The organism is Archangium gephyra, from assembly GCF_042230915.1.
Classification (GTDB): Bacteria; Myxococcota; Myxococcia; order Myxococcales; family Myxococcaceae; genus Archangium; species Archangium gephyra_B.
This window is the reverse complement of the sequence record NZ_CP102578.1, coordinates 11550452-11570031: the sequence shown is the minus strand read 5'-3', so window position 1 is coordinate 11570031 and position 19580 is coordinate 11550452. Positions and strand designations below refer to the sequence as shown.

The following is a 19580-nucleotide window of genomic DNA, read 5'->3' as shown; positions in this document are numbered from 1 at the left end:
TCCGGCGGGGCAGGGCGTTACTCCTCCTGACGCAGCTCGTGCGGCAACACCGCGTGCGCGTGCCTCGGCGCCTTCAGGTGCAACTCCTCCGTGAGCAGCTCGTCCAGCTCCGTGAGCAACTCGTCGTACGGCGTCCCCGCTCCCCGCGCCCTCTGCCCCGCGTGCGCCTCCAGCCTCACCCGCGGCGTCTCCTCGTCCTCGAACGCCAGGCTCACCGCCATCCCCCTCGGGCCCCCCGCCACCGGCTCCACCACCGCCGGCGCCGGCTGCCTCTCCGCTTCCTCCACCAGCGGCCCCAGGCGCTCGATCTCGTCCTCCGTCAGCGCCCTCTCCACCACCGTCTCGCCCTGCTCCAGCACCCGCAGGTGTCTCAGCCCCTCCACCCGCACCGCCTGCGCCCCCGTGTTCGTCCTCCCGCTGCGCTCGTACGTCACCGTCTTCACGCTCCACCTCCACCGGCTCGGCCTACGGGCTCCACCCTCTGGAGGTAGTCACGCCCCCGCTCCTCCGCAGCCTCCTCGCCCCCTTTCCGACACTCTCCCTCCCCAGCGGCCCGGTGCCATCCCCACCCCTCGCTCCTACTTTGCCCCTCCCCGGGCCTTTCGCCCGGCTCTCGGAGGTCTCGCACCGTGCCCAACAACCCCAACGACCAGCGCTCCAACGTCAAGAACCCCAACAACCCCGCCCAGAAGCAGGACCGCGACAACAGGTCCAATCAGAAGAACCCCAACAACGACGCCCACCCCTCTCGCCAGGCCGACAGCGGGGGCTCCTCCTCCTCCGGCGGCTCCATGCCCGGGTCTCCTCCCGGTGAGACCAAGCGCTGACTTCGACTTGGGGGGCTGAGGGGCGCTTCCGGGCTCCCGAGTGGGGCTTCCGCTTGGGGAACCCTCGGCCCTCGATACCCTCACCCCGTCCCTCTCCCGAGGGGAGAGGGGTGGGTTCCTCCTCTGGGGGTTTTTGGGTGGGGGCGTTCTTTGGGTTCGGGGCTCCCAAGTGTCCGGTTTTCCCTCACCCCAACCCTCTCCCAGAGGGAGAGGGCGTTGACTCTGACGCACCGCGTTCGCTTCCTGCTGCCTCCCCCTTCCCCACGCCATTACACTCCCGCCGTGCGTCCTCAATCCGCCGCCCTTTCCATCCCCGTCTCCCCCCGCGACTCCTCCGCCGTCGCCTCCCTCCCTCTTCCTCGGCCCCCCGCCCCCCGCTCCGAGCGCCTCCTCGCTCTCTCCTCGAACGAGTTCGATCTCCTCGTCATCGGCGGCGGCGTCACCGGCTCCGGCATCGCCCGCGATGCCTCCCTCCGCGGCCTCCGCGTCGCCCTCGTCGAACGCGAGGACTTCGCCTCCGGCACCTCCAGCCGCTCCTCCCGCCTCATCCACGGCGGCGTCCGCTACCTCGAGCACGGCCACCTCGGCCTCGTCTTCGAGTCCTCCATCGAGCGCTACCGCCTCCTGCGGCTCGCCCCCCACCTCGTCCGGCCCCTCGCCTTCGTCTGGCCCGTCTACCAGGGCGCCCGCATCCCTCGCTGGAAGCTCGCCGCCGGCCTCAAGCTCTATGACGCCCTCGCCCTCTTCCGGAATGTGAGGGGCTCGCGCAGCCTCAACGCCCGCGAGGTCTCCGAGACCGTCCCCGGCCTGCGCACCGACGGCCTCAAAGGCGGCTCCCGCTACTACGACGCCGCCACCGACGACGCCCGCCTCACCTTCATCAATGCCCTCGCCGCCTCCGAGGCTGGCGCCATCGTCCTCAACCACGTCTCCGTCCGCTCCCTCTCCATCCAGGACGGCCACGCCCGCGGCGCCACCGTCGTCGACTCCCTCTCCGGCCAGCTGCTCACCGTCCGCGCCCGCGTCATCGTCAACGCCACCGGGCCCTGGACCGATGAGATCCGCAAGCTCGACGCCGCCAACGGCGGCAGCCCCTCCGTCCGCGGCTCCAAGGGCGTCCACATCTCCGTCCCCCGCGACCGGCTCCCCACCGACTGCGCCCTCACCCTCCTGTCCCCCGTCGACGGGCGCGTCATGTTCATCCTCCCCGCCGGCACCCACACCATCATCGGCACCACGGAGACAGCCACCCGCGCCCACCCCTCCGAGGTCCGCGCGAGCGTCACCGACGTCGACTACCTCCTCACCTCCGCCAACAGCTTCTTCCCCCAGGCCCACCTCGCCCGCGAGGACGTCGTCAGCGCCTGGGCCGGCATCCGCCCCCTCGTGGCCAGCGGCTACTCCGGCTCCGGTGACGCCGGCAGCGCCAGCCGCGAGCACGCCATCCACACCAGCCCCACCGGCGTCCTCGCCATCTCCGGCGGCAAGCTCACCACCTACCGCGTCATGGCCCGCGACATGGTCGACGCCGTCGAGAAGGCCCTCGGCGCTCCCCACCGCAAGGCCCCTACCGACTCCCTCCCGCTCCCCGGCGGGGACATCGCCTCCTTCGACACCGAGCTCGCCGCCGCCCGCGACGACGTGGGCCGCGAGGACACCGCCCTCCACCTCGTGCGCGCCTACGGCGGCCGCTGGCGCCAGGTGTGGGGCCTCACCCGCGAACAGCCCCACCTCGCCGAGCCCCTCGTCTCCGGCCTTCCCTACATCCGTGCCGAGGCCGTCCACGGCGTCACCCACGAGCTCGTCCACACGCTGTCCGACCTGCTCGTGCGCCGCCTCAAGGTCGCCTTCGAGACGAGAGACCTGGGCCGCGCCGCCGCCCGCCTCGCCGCCGCCGACATGGCCCCGCTGCTGGGCTGGAGCCCCGAGACCGTCGAGCGCCAGCTCGCCGACTACTCGCGCGACGTGGAGCGGCTCTTCGGCATCGACCCCGCCGACGCCTGACGTCCACCAGCCCCCAGCCGGGCCCGCTCCCGCCCGTCCGCCCTACCGGCCAGCAAACAGGCGACCTACCGTGCTTCAATACGGAATGGGTCCGTCCTCCAAACGTTGTCCGGACCCTTGTCCTCCGCCCGGTACCGCCAGGCGGTGCCATCCCCCGGACGGGGGTAAGGAGACGTACACATGAGGCGATTGGTGCTGTTGGGCCTGCTGGGCCTGGGTGTGAACGGTTGTCTCATCGAGCCCCCCGACGACGGCGGCACCGAGCCGCAGGAGCAGCCCCTCTGTCCCGAGCTCGTCATCGAGGACTTGAGCCACTCCGATAGGGACGCCGCGCTGAGCACCGCCACCTCCGCGCTCAGCTCCTCCAGCGACGCCCAGCCCATGTTGGTACGCTTCCGCAAGCAGACCGGAATGCGCTCGGCCGCCGCGCTCCGCCAGCGGGAGGACAAGGTCCGCAAGCTGGGCGCCCGCCTCAAGCACCACTGGCCCTCGCTCGACACCGTGGCCGCCTCCCTCACCGCCGAGGAGCAGGCCCGGCTCTCCCAGGACCCCGACGTCCTCTCCATCTCCCCGGACCGGCCCGTGCACGCGCTCGGCCTGGCGCCCCGCGTGCCCGCCCTGCTCGCCGCCGTGGCCCCCGCCTCCGAGTACACCTGGTCCGTCCAAATGACCCAGGCCAACGAGGTCTGGGACCCCAACGGGGACGGCGTGCTCGACACCGGCGCCCCCAACGGCTCCGGCATCACCGTGTGCGTCATCGACAGCGGCATCGACCCCGAGCACCCCGAGCTCAAGGCCGCCTACGCCGGCGGCAAGGACTTCATCGACGGCGACGACAACCCCGAGGACAAGGACGCCACGGGCAAGTGGGGCGGAGGCCATGGCACCCACGTGGCCGGCACCATCCTCGCCCAGCTCGGCTCCGGCGGTCAGGTGGACCTCAACGACACCTCGCTGAGCCCCAACGGCATGGTGGGAGTGGCCCCGGGGGCCCGGCTGCTCGTGGCCCGCGTGCTCGATGAGCGCGGCGATGGCCGGACCTCCAACGTCATCGCGGCGCTCCAGTGGTGCGGCGAGCAGGGCGCCAAGGTCGTCTCGCTCTCGCTCGGCTCCTCCCAGGATGACGAGACCGAGAAGGAGGCCTTCCAGGCGAGCTGGGACGCGGGCGTGCTCGCCATCGCCGCCAGCGGCAACGGCGGGAAGCTGTCCCCGTACGCCCCCATCTACCCGGCCGCCTATCCCTCCGTGGTGGCGGTGGGCGCGGTGACCGAAGAGCTGAAGCACGCCGACTACTCGCAGGGCGGCGAGCACCTGAGCGTCGTGGCTCCCGGCTCCAACGTGTACTCCACCTTCCCGCGGGGGAGCTCGCCCTTCGCCAACGTGGTGGCCGGCGGAACCTTCTACGCCTCGCGCGCGCTCGACTACGTCCCCTTCGAGGAGTACGAGGGGACGCTCGTCGACTGCGGCCTGGGCGCGGGCCTGCGCTCGTGCCTGGGCGCCAGCGCCACCTGCGAGGGCTTCGTCGCCTACGTGGACCGCGGCGACATCCAGTTCAACGAGAAGGTGAAGAACGTGCGCTCCCAGGGCGCGCGCGCCGTCATCGTCGGCAACAACGACCCGGCCGATGACAAGGCCCTGGGCTTCACCCTTCGCTACCCCGCCGCCTGGCCGCCCGTGACGGCCGTGACCACCACCACCGCGGCCGTCCTGCGCACCCAGTTCGGCAAGACGGTACGCGTGGGCATCCGCGGCGGCGACTACGCCTACAACTCCGGCACCTCCATGGCCACGCCCCACGTCTCCGCCGTGGCCGCGCTGGTGTGGAGCGCCAACACCGGCCTCACCAACGCCGACGTGCGCCGCATCCTTGAGAGCACCGCGAAGGACCTCTACGACGCCGAGTCGCCGGACTCCACCCCGGGCAAGGACATCGTCTACGGCCACGGGCTGGTGCAGGCCAAGGCCGCGGTGGAGCAGGCCCTCCGCGAGCGCAAGTAGCCCCGGCTGTCCGGCTCCCTCCGGGGCTGGCGCGTCCCCTGCTGGCGCGCCCGCCCCGGTGCTTCACCGCCTCAGCGGGCGAGCGCCGCGTCGATGACCTCGGTGAACTGCTCCACCGGGCGCGCCCCCACCAGCGCCGTGTCGTTGATGAAGAAGGTGGGTGTGCCCGACACGCCCCGCTGGCGCGCCTCCACCTGCTCCGCCTCGAGGTAGTTGTCGTACGCGCCGCTCTCCAGCGCGCGCTCGAAGCGCTCCACGTCCAGCTTCAGCTTCTTGGCCAGCTTCACCAGCGAGGCCCGGTCCAGCTCCCGCGGCTGCTGGAAGAGCGCGTCGTGGTACTCCCAGAAGCGGCCCTGCTCCGCCGCCGCCATGCTCGCCACCGCCGCCAGCTTCGCGTGCTCGTGGAAGGGCAGCGGCATCTGCCGGAAGACGATGCGGATTTTGTCCCCGTACTTCTCGCGCAGCTGCTTCAGCGTGGCGCTGCCCTTCGCGCAGAAGGGGCACTCGAAGTCCGACCACACCTCCACCGTCACCTTCGCGTCCGCCGGGCCCTGGCTCGGGGCCTCGCGGCGGGGCGTGGCCGCTCGCGGCGCGGGGGCCTCGTGCACCTTGCCCTTGGGGCAGTTGCCATCACAGGCATTGGCGGACGACACCGGGACAAAACCAGACACGAACGCGCCGACGAGCGCGGCGGTGAGCATGCGCTTCATGAGGAACCTCGGATGGATGGGTTTGGCCAGGCCCCGGGAGAGGGGGCGGCGGCGGGTTCGTCCTGCTCGCCCCTGGCCCTCATGAGTGACGCGGGCGGCGCGCGGGTTTCAGCGCGCCATTTCTTCCTTCATTTCTCAGGGCAGCGGCTGCGCGGGCGACGCCAGCAGGCACGCACCGAAGCGCGCCTCCACGTGCGCCACCGCATCGACGCTCGGGTCCATGCACGCCGGCACCTGCGCGATGGAGACGAGCCCCTCGCTCCACGACTCTTCCGCGGAGAAGGCGGAGCGCGACGAGGAGGACGAGCCCGGCTGCATGCTCAGCGCCATGAAGGCCACCGCCGCCGCCGCTCCCATCATCGCCACCAGCCCCCGAGGCTCCCGGCGGGCCTGGCGCGGCGCGGGCGCCGGACGCAGCCGGGCCTCCAGCGCCTCGAAGCTCAGCGCCGGGCGCGACGGCAGGCGCCGGGCCCGCTGCGCCATCCAGCCTCGCTCCGTGCGCAGCCACGCCAGCGCCCGCGTGCACGTGGCACACGTGGCCGCATGCTCGCTCACGCGCCCGGCTTCCTCCGGGGAGAGCTCTCCGGCGAGCAGCGCGTCCAGCTCCGACTCGCGGCAGGGGGTGCTCATGAATGGCCTCCGTTTCCAATGTGCCCTGCGAGCCGCTCGCGCAGCTGCAGCCGTGCACGGTGTATCTCGTTCTTCACCTTGGGAAGGGACCAGCCCATCACCTGGGCGATGTCCTCGTACGCCAGCCCATGATCGATGCGCAGCAGCAGCGCCGAGCGCCGCTCCTCGCGCAGCTCCCCGAGCGCCTCCGCCAACAGCCCCTCCATCTCCCGGTCCAACAGCAGGTCCTCCGGGGTGGGCGAGGGCAGCGCCGCCTCCAGCAGCGGCTCGTTCTCCTCGGAGGCGATGTCCAGGTGCGTGCCGCGCGTGCGGCGCGACTCGAGGTAGATGTGGCGGGCAATCCCCAGCAGCCACGAGGACAGCCGCGCATCGTCGCGCAGCGCCCCGAGCTTGCCGTGTGCCCGCACGAAGGTCTCCTGGGTGGCCTCGTCCGCGGCGGCCTCGTCCCGGAAGAGATCTCGCAGGAAGCGCCAGACGGCCAGCGAGTGCTGCTCGAAGAGGCTCCGGAAGGCGACCGGGTCTCCCCGCCGCGCGCGCGTGAGCAGCCGGCGCTCGGCGTCTTCGGCCGAGGACGCGCCGCCGACCAGGGGTAATCGCACCGCGAAAAGGTGGCTCACGCGCCGTGGTGACATGAAGCCGCCGGGAGTTTCACCGCTCGTTCTCTTTCATGCTGGCCCGGTGCGTCGAGCCGGGCCCGCCCGTCCCGGGAGCCGCCAGGGGAGCGAGGTGCCGCCAGGGGCCGGGTGTGTCCCTCCGAGAACAATTCCCACCTTTCGCCACGGGGAGAGGGGTCAACGAGGAGAACGGCATGCGGAGAGCCATCTGGATGGCGCTGGCCTTCATGGGGACTGCCCCGCTGGTGGCCCTGGCGCAGCAGAACACGGGAGCAGCCCCGGCGGCGAGCCCCTCGGGGGCAGGCAGCATCGACCGGGGACAGGACACGACGGCCCAGCAGGCGCCCGGCTCGCCCGGACAGCAGTCGGCCGGGTCCATCGGGACGGCCCAGGGCCAGCCGGCCACCGGCGGCGGCGGGGTGCAGGGCACCGGGGACGGGCAGGGCGGCGGGACGGGTGGGGCAGGAGCGGGGATGGGGGGCACGGGCGGAACCGGCACGGGCGCGGTGGGCGGCGGAAGCGGCGCGAGTACCCGGAGTGGAGGCGGAGGCCAGTCCGCGATGCAGCAGGCGCCTGCGTCCACGGGCTCCGAGGCGATGCAGCGGGAGCTGACGACCCTGCGCCAGCGCGTGTCCCGCCTGGAGGCCGAGGTGGATGCCCTGCGCGGCACGGGCGGTGGGGGCACTGGCGGCGCTACCCCGGGAGTCGACACCGGCACCCCAGGCCCGGACCCGGAGGACATGAAGCTTCAGGGGCCCGTCGCCGTGGCCACCGCGGTGTTCGACGGCAAGGTGGTCGACGTCACGCGCAAGCACATCGACATCGTCGACAGCTCGGATGGCACCTTCTACCGCCTCACGCTCGATGACCAGACGCGGGCGTTCGTGGGGCCGGACCTCGAGCGCATCCCCGTGGAGCAGATCTCCGAGGGGACGGCGGTGCGCACCTCGTTCGCGCTCATCTCCGGCGAGGAGCACGCGCGCTACATCGTCACGCAGCCCCAGCGGCAACAGGGCCAGCAGCAGCGCCAGGAGCGGAGGGGGACCCCGCCGCAGCGGACCCCCCAGCGGTGAGCCTCAGTCGAGCTCCAACAGGTTGAGTGACTGGATGAGGGGCTGGGGCATCTGCCACAGCCCCGCCTGGTGCCGGTAGCCCACGTCGAAGGCATCCAGGATGGCGGGCCAGCGATCCGCGAAGACGGCCCAGTTGTACTCGGTGGGCTTCGACGTGAGGAGGTTGTGGTCCCGGTCCGGCTGCCCGTCTGTGTAGTCGCTGAACTCCCACGCCACGGGGCCGAGCGGCAGGCGCAGCGTCGGCGTCATCGCGTGCATGAGGGCGTCACGGGGCACCTCGCCCTCGCGCGGGGTGGAGGGCGTGAAGGCCGGTTGCACGGCGTTGTGCTGCTCGTGCCACGCCAGGTAGTTGTTGGCGAAGGCGATGAGCGCATCGCGCTCCGGAGCACTGCCCTGCTGGCGCGCATCCTCGAAGAGGGCGAAGGCGGCCACCAGCAGGCTCCGCCCGCTCACCCCGGGCAACACACTCGCGAAGTCCGTGGGCAGGGGCGAGTCCTTCACATGCGCGAGCGCGTACTCGCGGGCGCGCCGGGCCTCGCTGGCCTGTGCTCCGTCCAGCGCGAAGTCCTCCACCACCTGGGCCGGCTTCACCGCGTTCCCGCCCGAGCGCCCGCGCCACTCGAGATACACGCGCGCCGCCGTGGCGATGTCCCCGTAGATGGCCACGTTCCCATCGAGCAGCAGCTGCTCCAGCGTGCGAACCACCGCCTCGGCCTTGTCGAGCGGCGTGGCGCCCGGCGCGTCATGGAGCACGCGGGCGAGACGCCAGGTGGTGATCCACAGCGTGCGGGGATCCGCGAGCACGTCGAGGTTGGCCGCGCTCAGCAGCGTGCCGAGGGAGGCGGCCACGTCGTGCGACAGGCCGAACCAACGCAGCGTGCCCGCCACCTTCTCCGCGACGAGGCGATCCGGGCCGGAGAGGCCGCCGCGATCGAGCGCCCGCTGCACGGAGGGAGCGGGCTCGCCCTGGGCGTTGTCGATGATGGCCCGGGCGAGGCAGGCGCCGAGCATTCCCTTGCCCGCCTCCAGCGAGGCGTGGGGGGCGAAGGCGAACCAGTTGCACAGGACGCGGCTGCTCCCGCCGGGCCGGTAGTCCGGGTCGAGCAGCTCCTGCATGGCGTGGGCGAGCTGGATGTAGCCCTGGGTGATGCGGTGGTTGGTGTCCAGGGTGCGGGAGGTGTCGGCCACCAGCCAGGGGGCGGGCTCGCGCAGGACGTTGCGAGGGCGGGGCGCGGTGACGCGAGCGGTGGGCTCGGCGCCGGACTCAGCGGTGCTGGCCGGAGTGGGGCCACCTGGGTTGCTGGACGATGGATGCGGGTTCGACAAGCGCTGCTCCCCCGAGTGCCACGCGGGCCTGGCCAGACGCACGGAGGTGGCATCCGTGAGCCTGGAGCCTCCTCGGAGGCTCGGAGAGCGGCCGATGAGCCGCTCCGTCCGTCCCGTGTCTCCGGCTTCGAGCCGGTTGCTTGGGGACGTCCGCCGCCCAACGTTCTACCGGAAGAAGGGAGCGCGGCGTAGATGCGGAAGCCGACCTGGTGGGATTTGGGAATCGCGGTGCTTGGCCTGGTGCTCGTGTGCAGCGCCGTGCAGGGAGCGGCGCAGTCTCCCTACCCCGAGGGCTCGGTGGGAGATGTCACCCAGGACTCGCGCATCACGGGGACATCGGACGGGATGGGCTCCGATCAGGGGCTGACGACTGGCGGCACGGCCACCGGGCAGGGGACGGCGACGGGGACAGGGACGCAGCAATCGTCGGACGTCGAGGCCCAGCAGCGGTTGGAGATCGCCCGGCTGCGGGCGCAGGTGGCGGGACTCGAGCAGCAGCTCGCGCAGATGCGGGTCCAGGTCGCGCGGGCCCAGCAGGCCCAGGGCACGGGGGGGAGCGGGCAGGGGACGGGCGGAAGTGGCGAGGGCACGGGCGCGAGCGGGACCGCGGGCGTTGGCGACACGAACGCCGAGGCTCCCCAAGGGTCCACCGGCGCCGGCTCCAGCACGGCCGAGGGCGTGGGCGGTGGAAGCACCGTGGGCCGGGCGGCGGACACCAGCAACGAAGGCTACGCGGTGGCCACCATCATCCACCGGGGCCGGGTGCGCTCGGTCTCCCCGCAGCAGCTCGTGCTCGATGAGGAGGACGGAGGCACCAGCACGCTGCCGCTCGCCCGGGACGTGCGTGTCACCCGGGGCCGCGAGCAGGTGGCCTTGAAGAACCTCAGCGAGGGCACCCTGGTGCGCACCAACGCGGACCTCTACGCCCGCGGCAACCCGGTGACGAGCATCGAGGTGCTGTCGCCCCCCAAGACCAAGACCCCGTCACGATGAGCGGGGATTACTCCGGCAGCTTCTCGTCGGGCCGTATGGCGGCGAGACGCGCCTTGAGCGGTTCGAACAGCGCCGCGATCTTCTTCGACTCCTCCTCCTCGACGGCTGGCGGAAGCGGTTGCTCGCTGAGCCGCGACAAGAGGATTTCAGGGATTTGGGTGTTGACGATGAGATCGCCCACCAACTTCATCGCATGAGACAGGAGCGCCTCCGCGAACGCGGCCGCATCGTCGCTCAATCGCTCGCATTCGTCGTACAGCTCGTCGAAGGTGTAGTTCAGCTTGTGAGAAGGGTCCTGTTCATCGTGCATGACCAGGGTTTCGGCTTTGACGTTCACCTCCCACCGATCCAGGTGTGAGGCCGCGTTCCTGAGTCTGGCCGCATCGGGATGGATGAGCCGTTTGGCGGGCGAGTCCCAATCCTTGATGATGTTGATGACCGCGCCATAGGAGTTCGGGCGCTTGGGCAGTTTGCGCCCCTTCGACATGAATTCGGCGAACTCCAACCCCTTCACATAGCGCTGGTGGACGTGCTCCGTGACATGCCGCGCCAGAGCCTTCAGCGCACGCGCGCGCTTCTCGCCCTTGGTGTTCCGCGCCTGCCGTTTCAGGTAGCCGAGCTCGAACAGGTCACTGATGAATTCGAACTTCCAAACGGGCAGGTGGGCGATGATGGCGAAGGTGGCATACGGGACCCGCTTGTGCAGGTCGTCCAGATAGACGAGGCACTCCTGGACGCGGGGAGCCCTCGGGCCCGGCTCGGGTTGGCCCGGAGTGAGTACGCTCGCGGCGAACTCGAGTGCCTGGTCTCCCGTGTCCCGGAAGGCCGCGCGAATCCGCGCGATGTTGGAGGGCCGGGCCAGTCTCCGGAGGGACGCCTGGATCAAGGGTTCAAGAGCCGAGCCGAGTGCTGGGAGGTTCACCTGGGACAACGCGTGAACCAGTTGCTCCGCCAGCTTGTGCAGCTCGGTCTGATGTTGCTCGTAGTCGAAGGTGTCCTGCTCGAGCGACGTGGAGAACGACTCCATCACGGAGAAGACCGGCTTCACCTCGACGACGATGCCCTTGAACTGTCGAATCAGCCCCACACGCGCCTCCAAGAGACAAAGAACCCGCTTACTCCGGCAGCTTGATGCCGGAGAGCCGCTGGTAGAGCTCCACCGCGAAGCCATCCGTCATGGCGGACACGTAGTCCGTCACGCACAGCAGCCGCTGGTAGGGCGTCAACCGCTCGATGGCCTCGTCCCGGTTCTCCAGGTACGGCCCGGGCCGTTGGAAGACCTCGAGCGGGAGCAGCTGCCGCAGCTTCTTCTGCTCCCGGTCCGGCCTGTCCGCGAGCACCGCCGGCGCGAACATGTCCAGCAGACCGCCCAGCGTCTTGAAGCCCGCCGCCTCGATTTGAAGCACGCGCTCGCTCTCGTAGCCCTTCTTCCGGGTGATGCCGGTGATGGCCTCGAGCTTCTTGTGCACCTCGGGCCGGGCCGAGACGAGCGGCCGTTCGAAGCGCCCCACCTCCATGGCCTCCACGTGCTCCTCGAAGGCCGCCACGCACTCCTGGATGAGCGCGAAGATGGCCCCGGCGCGCGCCCGCCCCAGGCGCGACTCCCAGTCCACCTTGTCCTTCAGGGGATGGAAGCTCGACTGCAGCGCCGCCACGCTCTCCAGCAGCGAACAGGCCTCCTCCATGGGGATGAGGCCCAGCTTCGCCGAGTCCTCCAGGTCGATGAGCGCGTAGCAGATGTCATCCGCCGCCTCGACGAGGAAGGCGAGCGGGTGGCGGCTGAAGACGTCCGGCTCGCGCTCGGTGAGCCCCAGCGTGCGGTACACCTCGCGCGCCAGCTGCGCGTCCTCTTGGAAGAACCCGAACTTCTTCTCCGAGATGCGCGCCCGGTCCTTCTCGCGCCGCCCCGGCAGCACCGAGGGCCTCGGGTACTTGCTCATGGCTCCCACCGTCGCCACGGTGTAGCGCAGCCCGCCGTCGCGGTTGCGCGCCTGCAGCCGCGTGAGGATGCGGAAGCCCTGCGCGTTGCCCTCGAAGCGCACCAGATCCTGCTGCTCGCTCTCGGTGGCGAAGGGGTTGCCCGGGCCCGTGGCCCGCTCGTGCGCGTAGGGCGGGAAGCGCTTCTCCACCCAGTGCTGGATGGCCGCCTCGCCCGAGTGCCCGAAGGGCGGATTGCCGATGTCGTGCGCCAGGCACGCCGCCGCCACGATGGTGCCCAGGTGCGGCGGCTCCACCCGCACGTCCCGCTGCTTCAGGGACCGTCCCGCCAGCTGCCCCAGCGAGCGCCCCACGCTCGAGGCCTCGATGCTGTGCGTCAGGCGCGTGCGCGTGTAGTCGCTCGTGGACAGCGGAAACACCTGCGTCTTGTCGTGCAGGCTGCGGAAGGCGCTGGAGAAGACGATGCGGTCGTAGTCGATGTCGTACGCCGTCCGCTCGTCCCGGTGGTCCTGCGGCAGGGGCCGGTCCTTCTTGTCCCCCACGCGGTGCGGGGAGAGGAGCTGCTGCCACCGTTCGGTTCGTTGATTGCTCATGGGTGCCTCGTGCTGGGCGGTGGGGGACGCGCCATCCTGCGGTGAGGGCACCCCGGGGCAAGTTTCCCGGCGGCCCTCCGGCGGCGGTCCTTCGAGAGGCCAGCATGCCTCACGGCTCCCACGTCACCCGGTGGGGGGCACCCCGGCACGGGCTGCGCCCTTCCCAGGACCCGGTGATTCGCGAATCGAGCACGATTTTTTTCCAGTCCCGCAGGTGAATTTTGCCTGGATTGAAGCCCGAGAAAACAAGTGCTTCCCTGCCGTCTTCCCCCCCAGCCGAGGAGGCGTCGTATGAGGAAGCTGCTCCGGTCACTGTGTTTCGCCCTGCCCATCATCGGGCTGCTGGAGCCCGCCAGCGCGTGGGCCCAGACGAAGGTGCTGTTCGAGGCGATGCACGCGCAGACAGCAGGAAACGCGGACTGGGTGCTGGACGAGGACTCGTGCGGCACGGCCCAGCGCTACCCCACGCCCGCGCAGAGCGGCATCACCGCCACCACCCCCGAGACGTACTGGGGCGGTGCCTTCTCCTCCTTTGGCGTGGCCCTGGTGAAGAAGGGCTTCTCCGTGGAGAGCCTGCCGGGCGGTAGCCGCCTCACCTACGGGGACACCACCAACGCGCAGGACCTCAAGAACTACAAGGTCCTCATCCTGGCCGAGCCCAACCTCCGCTACACCACCGCGGAGCGCTCGGCCATCCAGGCCTTCGTGAAGAACGGCGGCGGCCTGTTCCTCATCTCCGATCACTGGAACTCGGACCGCAACAACGATGGCTGGGACTCGCCGGAGATCCTCAACGAGCTGATGACGGGCGTGTCCTGGGGCCTGCACTTCCAGGAGAACACCGAGCCGGACAACTGGTTCAACGACAACCCGGACTCGAAGTACACCACGGACACCTCGTCTCCCATCGTCCACGCGGGCGCCTATGGCAAGGCCACGGTGGGCAAGGGCCTGGGCCTCTTCGGCTCCACCTCCATCACGCTCAACCCCACGGCCAACCCCAACGCCAAGGGCCACGTGTGGATGACCACCGGCACCGTGGGCGCCAACTCGCGGGTGACGTTCGCCACGTCCACGGACGGCACGGGGCGCATCGCGGCCATCGGTGACTCCTCGCCCGCCGAGGACGCCACCAACGGCTGCGGCCACACCACGCATAACGGTTGGAACGAGACGCTGTACGACAACGCGCTCATCCACCTCAACGCGGTGGCGTGGCTGGCGGGCGCGGGCGGCGGCGGTAGCTCCGACACCACGGCGCCCACCGCGCCAGGTGGCCTGAGTGCCACGGCGGTCTCCTCCAGCCAGGTGAACCTGAGCTGGACGGCCTCCACCGACAACGTGGGCGTGGCCAGCTACAACGTCTACCGCAGCACCGACAACGCCAGCTTCTCGGCCGTGGCGAGCGTCGCCGGTACCAGCCACTCGGACACCGGCCGCGCCGCGAGCACCACCTACTACTACCGCGTGACGGCCGATGACGCGGCCAACAACGAGTCCGCCGCCAGCAACACCGCCTCGGCCACCACCCCGGCCGCGACCAGCGCCGCCCGGGTCATCCTCAATGAGCTCCTCGTCAACGAGCCCGGCTCCGACGTCACCAAGGAGTTCATCGAGCTGGTGAACGTGGGCGGCACCTCCATCGACATCGGCGGCTGGAGCCTCTGGGACTCCACGGCGAAGCGGCACACCTTCGCCACGGGCACGGTGCTCGGCGCGGGCAAGGCCATCGTGGTGTTCGGCGCCGCCAGCGGCATCCCCGCGGGCACGCCCAACGCGGTGGGCTCCTCCACGGGCACGCTGGGCCTGGGCAACAGCGGGGACACCGTCACCGTGAAGGACGCGGGCAGCACCACCGTGGACTCGTTCGCCGTCCCGAGCACGCTGGCTGGCACCGACGGCGTGTCCGCCAACCGCGGCCCCGATGCCAGCGCCACCGGGAGCTTCGTGCTGCACACCTCGCTCTCGACGCTGGGCTCCTCGCCCGGCACGCGCGCCAACGGCTCCGCGTTCTGAGCGCCTTCCGGCCGCGCGGCGTTCCAACTGGTCCGACTGTCGGACCAGTTGCTCCCCCTCGCGGCCGGAACCTCCCCCCTGACAGGCGCTGGCCCTCCCGGCTCAGACCGGCTCCCGGTACGCCCAGCGGAGGATGGCCACGGGCAGGGCGAGCAGGCAGGTGGCGGCGAACACGGCCCCGGCCCAGCGGGGCTCATAGGCGTCGATGCAGGCGCCCGCGAGCGCGATGACGGAGAAGGCCGCCATCGTCCGGTCCACGACGAGCGCCGTGACGCCGAAGATGGCCGCGAGCAGCAACTGGTCCACCGCGAGGATGTGCAGGGGCGGGGTGCCGAAGCGCAGCCCGAGCAACCGGTGCGCGAGCATCGTGGGGCCGATGACCAGGAAGAGCTGGGTGAACCGCTTGCCATTCACGAGCCGGGCGATCTGCTCGCGGAGCACCACGTTGACGGTGATCGAGACGGCGATCATCACGAGGGGCAGGACGATGAGATCCGTGTGGCTCGGATGGAAGCGCCTGCCGATGCGGGCGATGATGGCGGTGCCGATGCCCAGGATGACCAGGAGGCTGACGCCGGTGATGCGCACCCGATCCCTCCGCGCCGCTTCCGGGTCCAGCGAGGGAAGCCGGGCGAGGTGCTCCTCGAGCGCGGTGATGAGCGCGGCCATGGACGGGAAGCGCTCGGAGGGCTCTCGCGAGAGGCCGCGGCGCAGCAGAGGCGCGAGCCACGCGGGCGTGCCAGGGCGCGCGGGGGGAGGCCGGAGCTGACCGGAGAGCACGCTCCGGGACAGCGAGGCGAGCTCCTCTCCGGCGAAGGGCGGCTCCCCGTACACCGCGGTGTACAGCGTGACGCAGAAGGCGAACTGGTCGCTCGCGGGGGTGGCGCGCTCGCCCTGGAACTGCTCGGGCGCCATGTACGCGGGCGTGCCCATCAACGTGCCCCGGTGGGTCAGCTGGCGGGCGAGCACACTCGGAGCCGTGCCAGGCAGCGGGTCCTCCTCGTGGCGCGTGGCGAGCGCGGCGATGCCGAAGTCGACGACCCGCGCGCGCCCGTCCCGGCCGACGAGCACGTTGTCGGGCTTGAAGTCGCGGTGCACCAGCCCGGCCTCGTGCGCGGCGGCGAGCCCCCGGCCGGCCTGCACCAGCATCGCCAGCACCTGGGGGACGGTGCGCTTGCCGGCGGCGAGCCACTCGCGCAGGGTCTGCCCCTCCACGAGCTCCATGGCGACGAAGACCTGGCCCTCGTGCTCGGACACCTCGTGGACGGCGACGACGTTGGGGTGCGCGAGCCGCGCCAGGGCCTGGGCCTCGCGCAGGAGCCACTCGCGCGCGACCATGTCCGGGTGCAGCAGCTTGAGCGCCACGCGCCGGTCCAGTAGCGCGTCATGGCCCATGAAGACCGCGCCCATGCCCCCCTCGCCCAGCTTGCGCACCACGGCGAAGCGCCCCAGCTGGCCGGGCTCCCGGACGGGGGCGTTCGTGGAGGGCCCCCGCGTCCGCATCGCCTCGGCCACGAGCGTGGGGGGATGCGCGAGGAAGTCCGCTCCCGCCGCGCGGTCATGGGCGAGCAGCTTCGCCACCGCTTCCCGCAGTGCGGCATCCTCCGCGCAGTCCGCGTCGAGCCGCCGTGCCGCGTCCTCCGGCGGCAGGTCCACCAGCGCGTCGAACAGCTCCGCGACCCTTCGTGCGTCCAGCGCCACGCTCACCCCGCCGGAGCCGAGAGCCGTTCGTGCAACCAAGCGCGAGCGAAACGCCACTCGCGCTCGATGGTGCGGGTGGTGACGCCGAGTGCCTGGGCGATCTCCTCCTCGGACAGGCCGCCGAAGTAACGCATGAGCACGACCTGGGCCTTGCGCGGGTGCTCGGCCTCGAGCTGCTTGAGCGCGGCATCCACGGCGAGCACGTCCTCGGTGGGCAGGCCGTTCGCGGCGACCTCGAAGGCCGCTTCGAGCGCCTCGCCGGGCTGTCCGCCGCCCCGCTTGTGCGCGGCCTTGCGGCGCACGTGGTCGATGATGAGCTCGCGCATGGCCTGGGCCGCGGCGCCGAAGAAGTGGGCCCGGCCGCTCCAGCCCGGGTCACTGTTCCGCACGAGCTTGAGGTAGGCGTCATGCACGAGCGCGGTGGGCTGGAGTGTCTGTCCGGGCCGCAGGTGGGCCATCTGCGCCGCGGCCACCCGGCGCAGCTCGTCATAGACGATGGGGAGCAGCTCCTCGGCGGCCCGGGCCTCACCGCGGCTGGCGTCCTCCAGGAGTTGCGTCACGTCGCGTGCCATGGCCCGGGAATCTCGCAGAAGTGCGAAGCGGCGGGTAGGTCTTGACCCGGGCTCCAGAGGGCCCGGAAAAAAAATGAGCGGAGCCGTGTCGGGTCTTTTCCGCCGCTTTCGGATGAAGGGACAGGAAGCAGGACAGCCCTGCTCCTCACCCTTGAGGGGGACCCCAAATGACGATCTTCAATCCCGACAACTCCAAGCGCCGTTACCTGTCCGTGAGCCTGCTGGCGGGAGGCGTGCTGCTCGGCGCCTGTGGACCTTCTTCCGTTGCCCAGACGCAGCAGGAGGAGGACGAGGTGGTGGACGAGGTGGGCATCCAGGCCATGGCGCTGACGGCCAACTCCTGCGCGAACCTGAAGGCGGCGGGGCAGCCCATGGGCCGCACCTACACGCTGTTCGCGGGCGGGGACACGCGCAAGCCCTTCATCGCCTGGTGCGACACCGACGGTGACACCTACCTGAGCCTGCCGACGGGCAGCGGCCGCAACTTCTCGCAGTACCTGCAGGTGGAGGGGACGTCGGTCACCACCACGTGGAGCAAGGTGCGGTTGGATCCGGTGGCCATGACGCTGGACATGAACGACATCCAGTTCGCCACGAGCACCGGGAGCATCCCGGGCTGGAACAAGTACTACGCGGCCTATGGCGAGGCGGGCGATTGCGTCGCGCCCTACTCCTCGACGGGCAAGTCCAACGTGGACCTGCGCGGGCTGCCCTTCGCGGTGAGCGCGGCGTGGAAGACGGAGGGCTACGCCGCCGCGGGTGGAGCCACGAAGTCCGCGAATGACCAGGTCGTCAATGCGACGGGCGGCGGCCACTGCGGCGTCACCTCCGTCAACGGCGCGCTGACGGTGCGCTACGTGGGTTTCCCCTCGTGCGCGGCCGTGGCCGCCGCGGGCGGCACGCTGAACCAGGACTACACGCTGTATCTCAACTCGGACCTGACGAAGCCCTTCACCGCGTACTGCCACAGCAGCGGCAATACCTACCTGAGCCTGTCGACCGCGGCCGGCAGCAACTTCTCGCAGTACCTGGAGGTGGAGGGGACGTCGGTCACCACCACGTGGAGCAAGGTGCGGTTGGATCCGGTGGCCATGAAGCTGGACATCAACGACACGCGCTTCGCCACGAGCACCGGAGGCATCCCGAGCTGGAACAAGTACTACGCGGCCTTTGGCGAGGCGGGAGACTGCGTCGCGCCCTACTCCTCGACGGGCAAGTCCAACGTGGACCTGCGCGGGACGCCCTTCGTCGTGACGGCGGCATGGGCGACGACGGGCTACGACGCGGTGGGGGGGTACACGCGGTCCTTCAATGACCAGGTCGTCAATGCGACGGGCGGCGGCCACTGCGGCGTCACCGCCGTCACCGGAGACATGGTGGTGCGCTACCCGTAGGCAGCGCTCCGGGCCACGACGGCGGCGGGAGCCGAACCCGCCGCCGGATGGCGTCTGCTCAGCGCAGCGCCGGGTAGTCGATGAAGCCCTTCTCCTCGCCGGTGAAGAAGGTGGCGGAGTCCGGCGTGTTGAGCGCGGCCCCGTTGCGGTAGCGCTCCACCAGGTCCGGATTGGCGAGGAAGGGCACGCCGTAGGAGATGAGATCCGCCTCGCCCCGGGAGAGCGCCGCCTCTCCCGTCTGCGCGTCGTAGCCGCCGTTGAGCATGAACGCGCCCGGGAAGAGCTTGCGCAGCAGCGGGGCGATGCGCTGCTCCGGGCTGGGGGCGCCCTTGCCCGACACGGCCTCGGTCACATGCAGGTAGCCGAGCCCCAAGCGGCCCAGCTCGCGGGCCATATAGGAGAACGTCTCGGCCGGGGTGGAGTCGGACATGCCCGCGTAGGGGAACGACTGCGGTGCGAGCCGGTAGCCCACGCGCTCGGCGCCCCAGACGCCCACCACCGCCCGCGCCACCTCCAGCGGGAAGCGCGCCCGGTTCTCGATGCTGCCGCCGTACGCATCCGTGCGCTGGTTGGAGCCATCCCGCAGGAACTGGTCCAGCAGGTAGCCGTTGCTGCCGTGCAGCTCGACGCCGTCGAAGCCCGCCTCCTTCGCGTTCACGGCCGCGAGGCGGAACTGCTCGACGATGCCGGGAAGCTCATGGGTCTCTAGGGCTCGCGGCGTCACCATGCGCGTCCGGCCCTTGAAGGTGTAGACCTCGCCTCCCTCCACGGGGATGGCCGAGGGCGCCACGGGCAGCTGGCCCTCATGGAAGTCCGGGTGCGACACGCGCCCCACGTGCCACAGCTGGGCGAAGATGACGCCGCCCGCGGCGTGCACGGCGTCCGTCACCTTCCTCCAGCCCGACACCTGCTCGGACGAGTGGATGCCGGGCGTGCGGATGTACCCCACGCCCTGGGTGCTGACCTGGGTGGCCTCGGTGATGAGGAGCCCCGCGGAGGCGCGCTGCACGTAATAGGTCGGCGCCAGCGGGTGGGGCACGTTGCCGTCGACGAGGGCCCGGCTGCGCGTCATGGGCGCCATCACCATGCGGTTCTTCAGTTCGAGCCGGCCCAGGTGGAAGGGGGAGAAGAGCTTTGTGTGGTTTGCCATGGCTGGAAAATGCCCCGGTCGCTATGGACGTGCCATGGCAT

Annotated in this window: 17 protein-coding genes; 7 read left to right on the top strand and 10 right to left on the bottom strand. The window is 70.9% G+C overall.

Features of this window, described 5'->3' with window-relative positions; translation table 11 throughout:
- Positions 1 to 17: 17 nt before the first annotated feature.
- Positions 18 to 443 (bottom strand): hypothetical protein, encoded by a 426-nt coding sequence (locus tag NR798_RS45780; protein ID WP_375768952.1) that lies wholly within the window; start codon positions 441 to 443, stop codon positions 18 to 20.
- Positions 444 to 629: 186 nt separating this feature from the next.
- Here NR798_RS45780 and NR798_RS45775 point away from each other — a divergent pair, with 186 nt between their 5' ends.
- The 3 genes from NR798_RS45775 (at position 630) to NR798_RS45765 (ending at position 4829) form a co-directional block, all read left to right on the top strand.
- Positions 630 to 827: a hypothetical protein gene (locus tag NR798_RS45775; protein ID WP_375768951.1), complete on the top strand. Its 198-nt coding sequence runs from the start codon at positions 630 to 632 to the stop codon at positions 825 to 827.
- A 282-nt stretch (positions 828 to 1109) separates the two neighbouring features.
- Entirely contained in the window at positions 1110 to 2831 is a 1722-nt protein-coding gene (locus NR798_RS45770) for an FAD-dependent oxidoreductase (protein WP_375768950.1), read from the top strand.
- Positions 2832 to 3011: 180 nt separating this feature from the next.
- Positions 3012 to 4829: a S8 family serine peptidase gene (locus NR798_RS45765; RefSeq protein ID WP_375768949.1), complete on the top strand. Its 1818-nt coding sequence runs from the start codon at positions 3012 to 3014 to the stop codon at positions 4827 to 4829.
- A 71-nt stretch (positions 4830 to 4900) separates the two neighbouring features.
- Here the strand turns inward: NR798_RS45765 and NR798_RS45760 are convergent, their stop codons facing one another.
- The 3 genes from NR798_RS45760 to NR798_RS45750 all read right to left on the bottom strand — a co-directional run bounded on the left by NR798_RS45760 (position 4901) and on the right by NR798_RS45750 (position 6768).
- Entirely contained in the window at positions 4901 to 5539 is a 639-nt protein-coding gene (locus tag NR798_RS45760) for a DsbA family protein (RefSeq protein ID WP_375768948.1), read from the bottom strand.
- Positions 5540 to 5674: 135 nt separating this feature from the next.
- A complete protein-coding gene (locus tag NR798_RS45755) occupies positions 5675 to 6169 on the bottom strand; it encodes an anti-sigma factor family protein (protein WP_375768947.1) in 495 nt (164 codons plus the stop codon).
- Positions 6166 to 6768: an RNA polymerase sigma factor gene (locus tag NR798_RS45750; RefSeq protein WP_375768946.1), complete on the bottom strand. Its 603-nt coding sequence runs from the start codon at positions 6766 to 6768 to the stop codon at positions 6166 to 6168. The genes NR798_RS45755 and NR798_RS45750 overlap by 4 nt, the downstream gene beginning before the upstream one ends.
- A 209-nt stretch (positions 6769 to 6977) precedes the next feature.
- Between NR798_RS45750 and NR798_RS45745 the strand changes: the two genes are divergently transcribed.
- Positions 6978 to 7856, top strand: coding sequence for a hypothetical protein (locus NR798_RS45745; protein WP_375768945.1), 879 nt, complete (start codon positions 6978 to 6980; stop codon positions 7854 to 7856).
- 3 nt (positions 7857 to 7859) lie between these two features.
- Here NR798_RS45745 and NR798_RS45740 read toward each other — a convergent pair whose 3' ends face one another.
- Positions 7860 to 9182 carry a hypothetical protein gene (locus NR798_RS45740; RefSeq protein WP_375768944.1) on the bottom strand — a complete coding sequence of 441 codons (1323 nt, stop codon included), beginning with the start codon at positions 9180 to 9182 and terminating at the stop codon, positions 7860 to 7862.
- Positions 9183 to 9374: 192 nt separating this feature from the next.
- On the opposite strand from NR798_RS45740, the gene NR798_RS45735 reads away from it, so the two are divergent.
- Positions 9375 to 10175: a hypothetical protein gene (locus NR798_RS45735; RefSeq protein ID WP_375768943.1), complete on the top strand. Its 801-nt coding sequence runs from the start codon at positions 9375 to 9377 to the stop codon at positions 10173 to 10175.
- 7 nt (positions 10176 to 10182) lie between these two features.
- Here NR798_RS45735 and NR798_RS45730 read toward each other — a convergent pair whose 3' ends face one another.
- Together NR798_RS45730 and dgt are read right to left on the bottom strand one after the other, a co-directional pair.
- Positions 10183 to 11262 carry a hypothetical protein gene (locus NR798_RS45730; RefSeq protein WP_375768942.1) on the bottom strand — a complete coding sequence of 360 codons (1080 nt, stop codon included), beginning with the start codon at positions 11260 to 11262 and terminating at the stop codon, positions 10183 to 10185.
- A gap of 28 nt (positions 11263 to 11290) precedes the next feature.
- The gene (gene dgt / locus NR798_RS45725) at positions 11291 to 12706 is read right to left on the bottom strand and encodes a dGTP triphosphohydrolase (RefSeq protein WP_375768941.1); all 1416 of its coding nucleotides are present in this window, start codon (positions 12704 to 12706) and stop codon (positions 11291 to 11293) included.
- A 291-nt stretch (positions 12707 to 12997) separates the two neighbouring features.
- On the opposite strand from dgt, the gene NR798_RS45720 reads away from it, so the two are divergent.
- Positions 12998 to 14722, top strand: coding sequence for a lamin tail domain-containing protein (locus NR798_RS45720; protein ID WP_375768940.1), 1725 nt, complete (start codon positions 12998 to 13000; stop codon positions 14720 to 14722).
- Between the two features lie 102 nt (positions 14723 to 14824).
- Here NR798_RS45720 and NR798_RS45715 read toward each other — a convergent pair whose 3' ends face one another.
- Entirely contained in the window at positions 14825 to 16462 is a 1638-nt protein-coding gene (locus NR798_RS45715; RefSeq protein ID WP_375768939.1) for a serine/threonine-protein kinase, read from the bottom strand.
- The gene (locus NR798_RS45710) at positions 16426 to 16995 is read right to left on the bottom strand and encodes a sigma-70 family RNA polymerase sigma factor (protein ID WP_375768938.1); all 570 of its coding nucleotides are present in this window, start codon (positions 16993 to 16995) and stop codon (positions 16426 to 16428) included. Before NR798_RS45710 ends, NR798_RS45715 begins: the two co-directional genes overlap by 37 nt.
- Positions 16996 to 17162: 167 nt before the next feature.
- On the opposite strand from NR798_RS45710, the gene NR798_RS45705 reads away from it, so the two are divergent.
- Positions 17163 to 18389, top strand: coding sequence for a GON domain-containing protein (locus NR798_RS45705; RefSeq protein WP_375768937.1), 1227 nt, complete (start codon positions 17163 to 17165; stop codon positions 18387 to 18389).
- Between the two features lie 58 nt (positions 18390 to 18447).
- On the opposite strand, the gene NR798_RS45700 is transcribed toward NR798_RS45705, so the two are convergent.
- Positions 18448 to 19539: an alkene reductase gene (locus NR798_RS45700; RefSeq protein WP_375768936.1), complete on the bottom strand. Its 1092-nt coding sequence runs from the start codon at positions 19537 to 19539 to the stop codon at positions 18448 to 18450.
- Positions 19540 to 19580 lie beyond the last annotated feature (41 nt).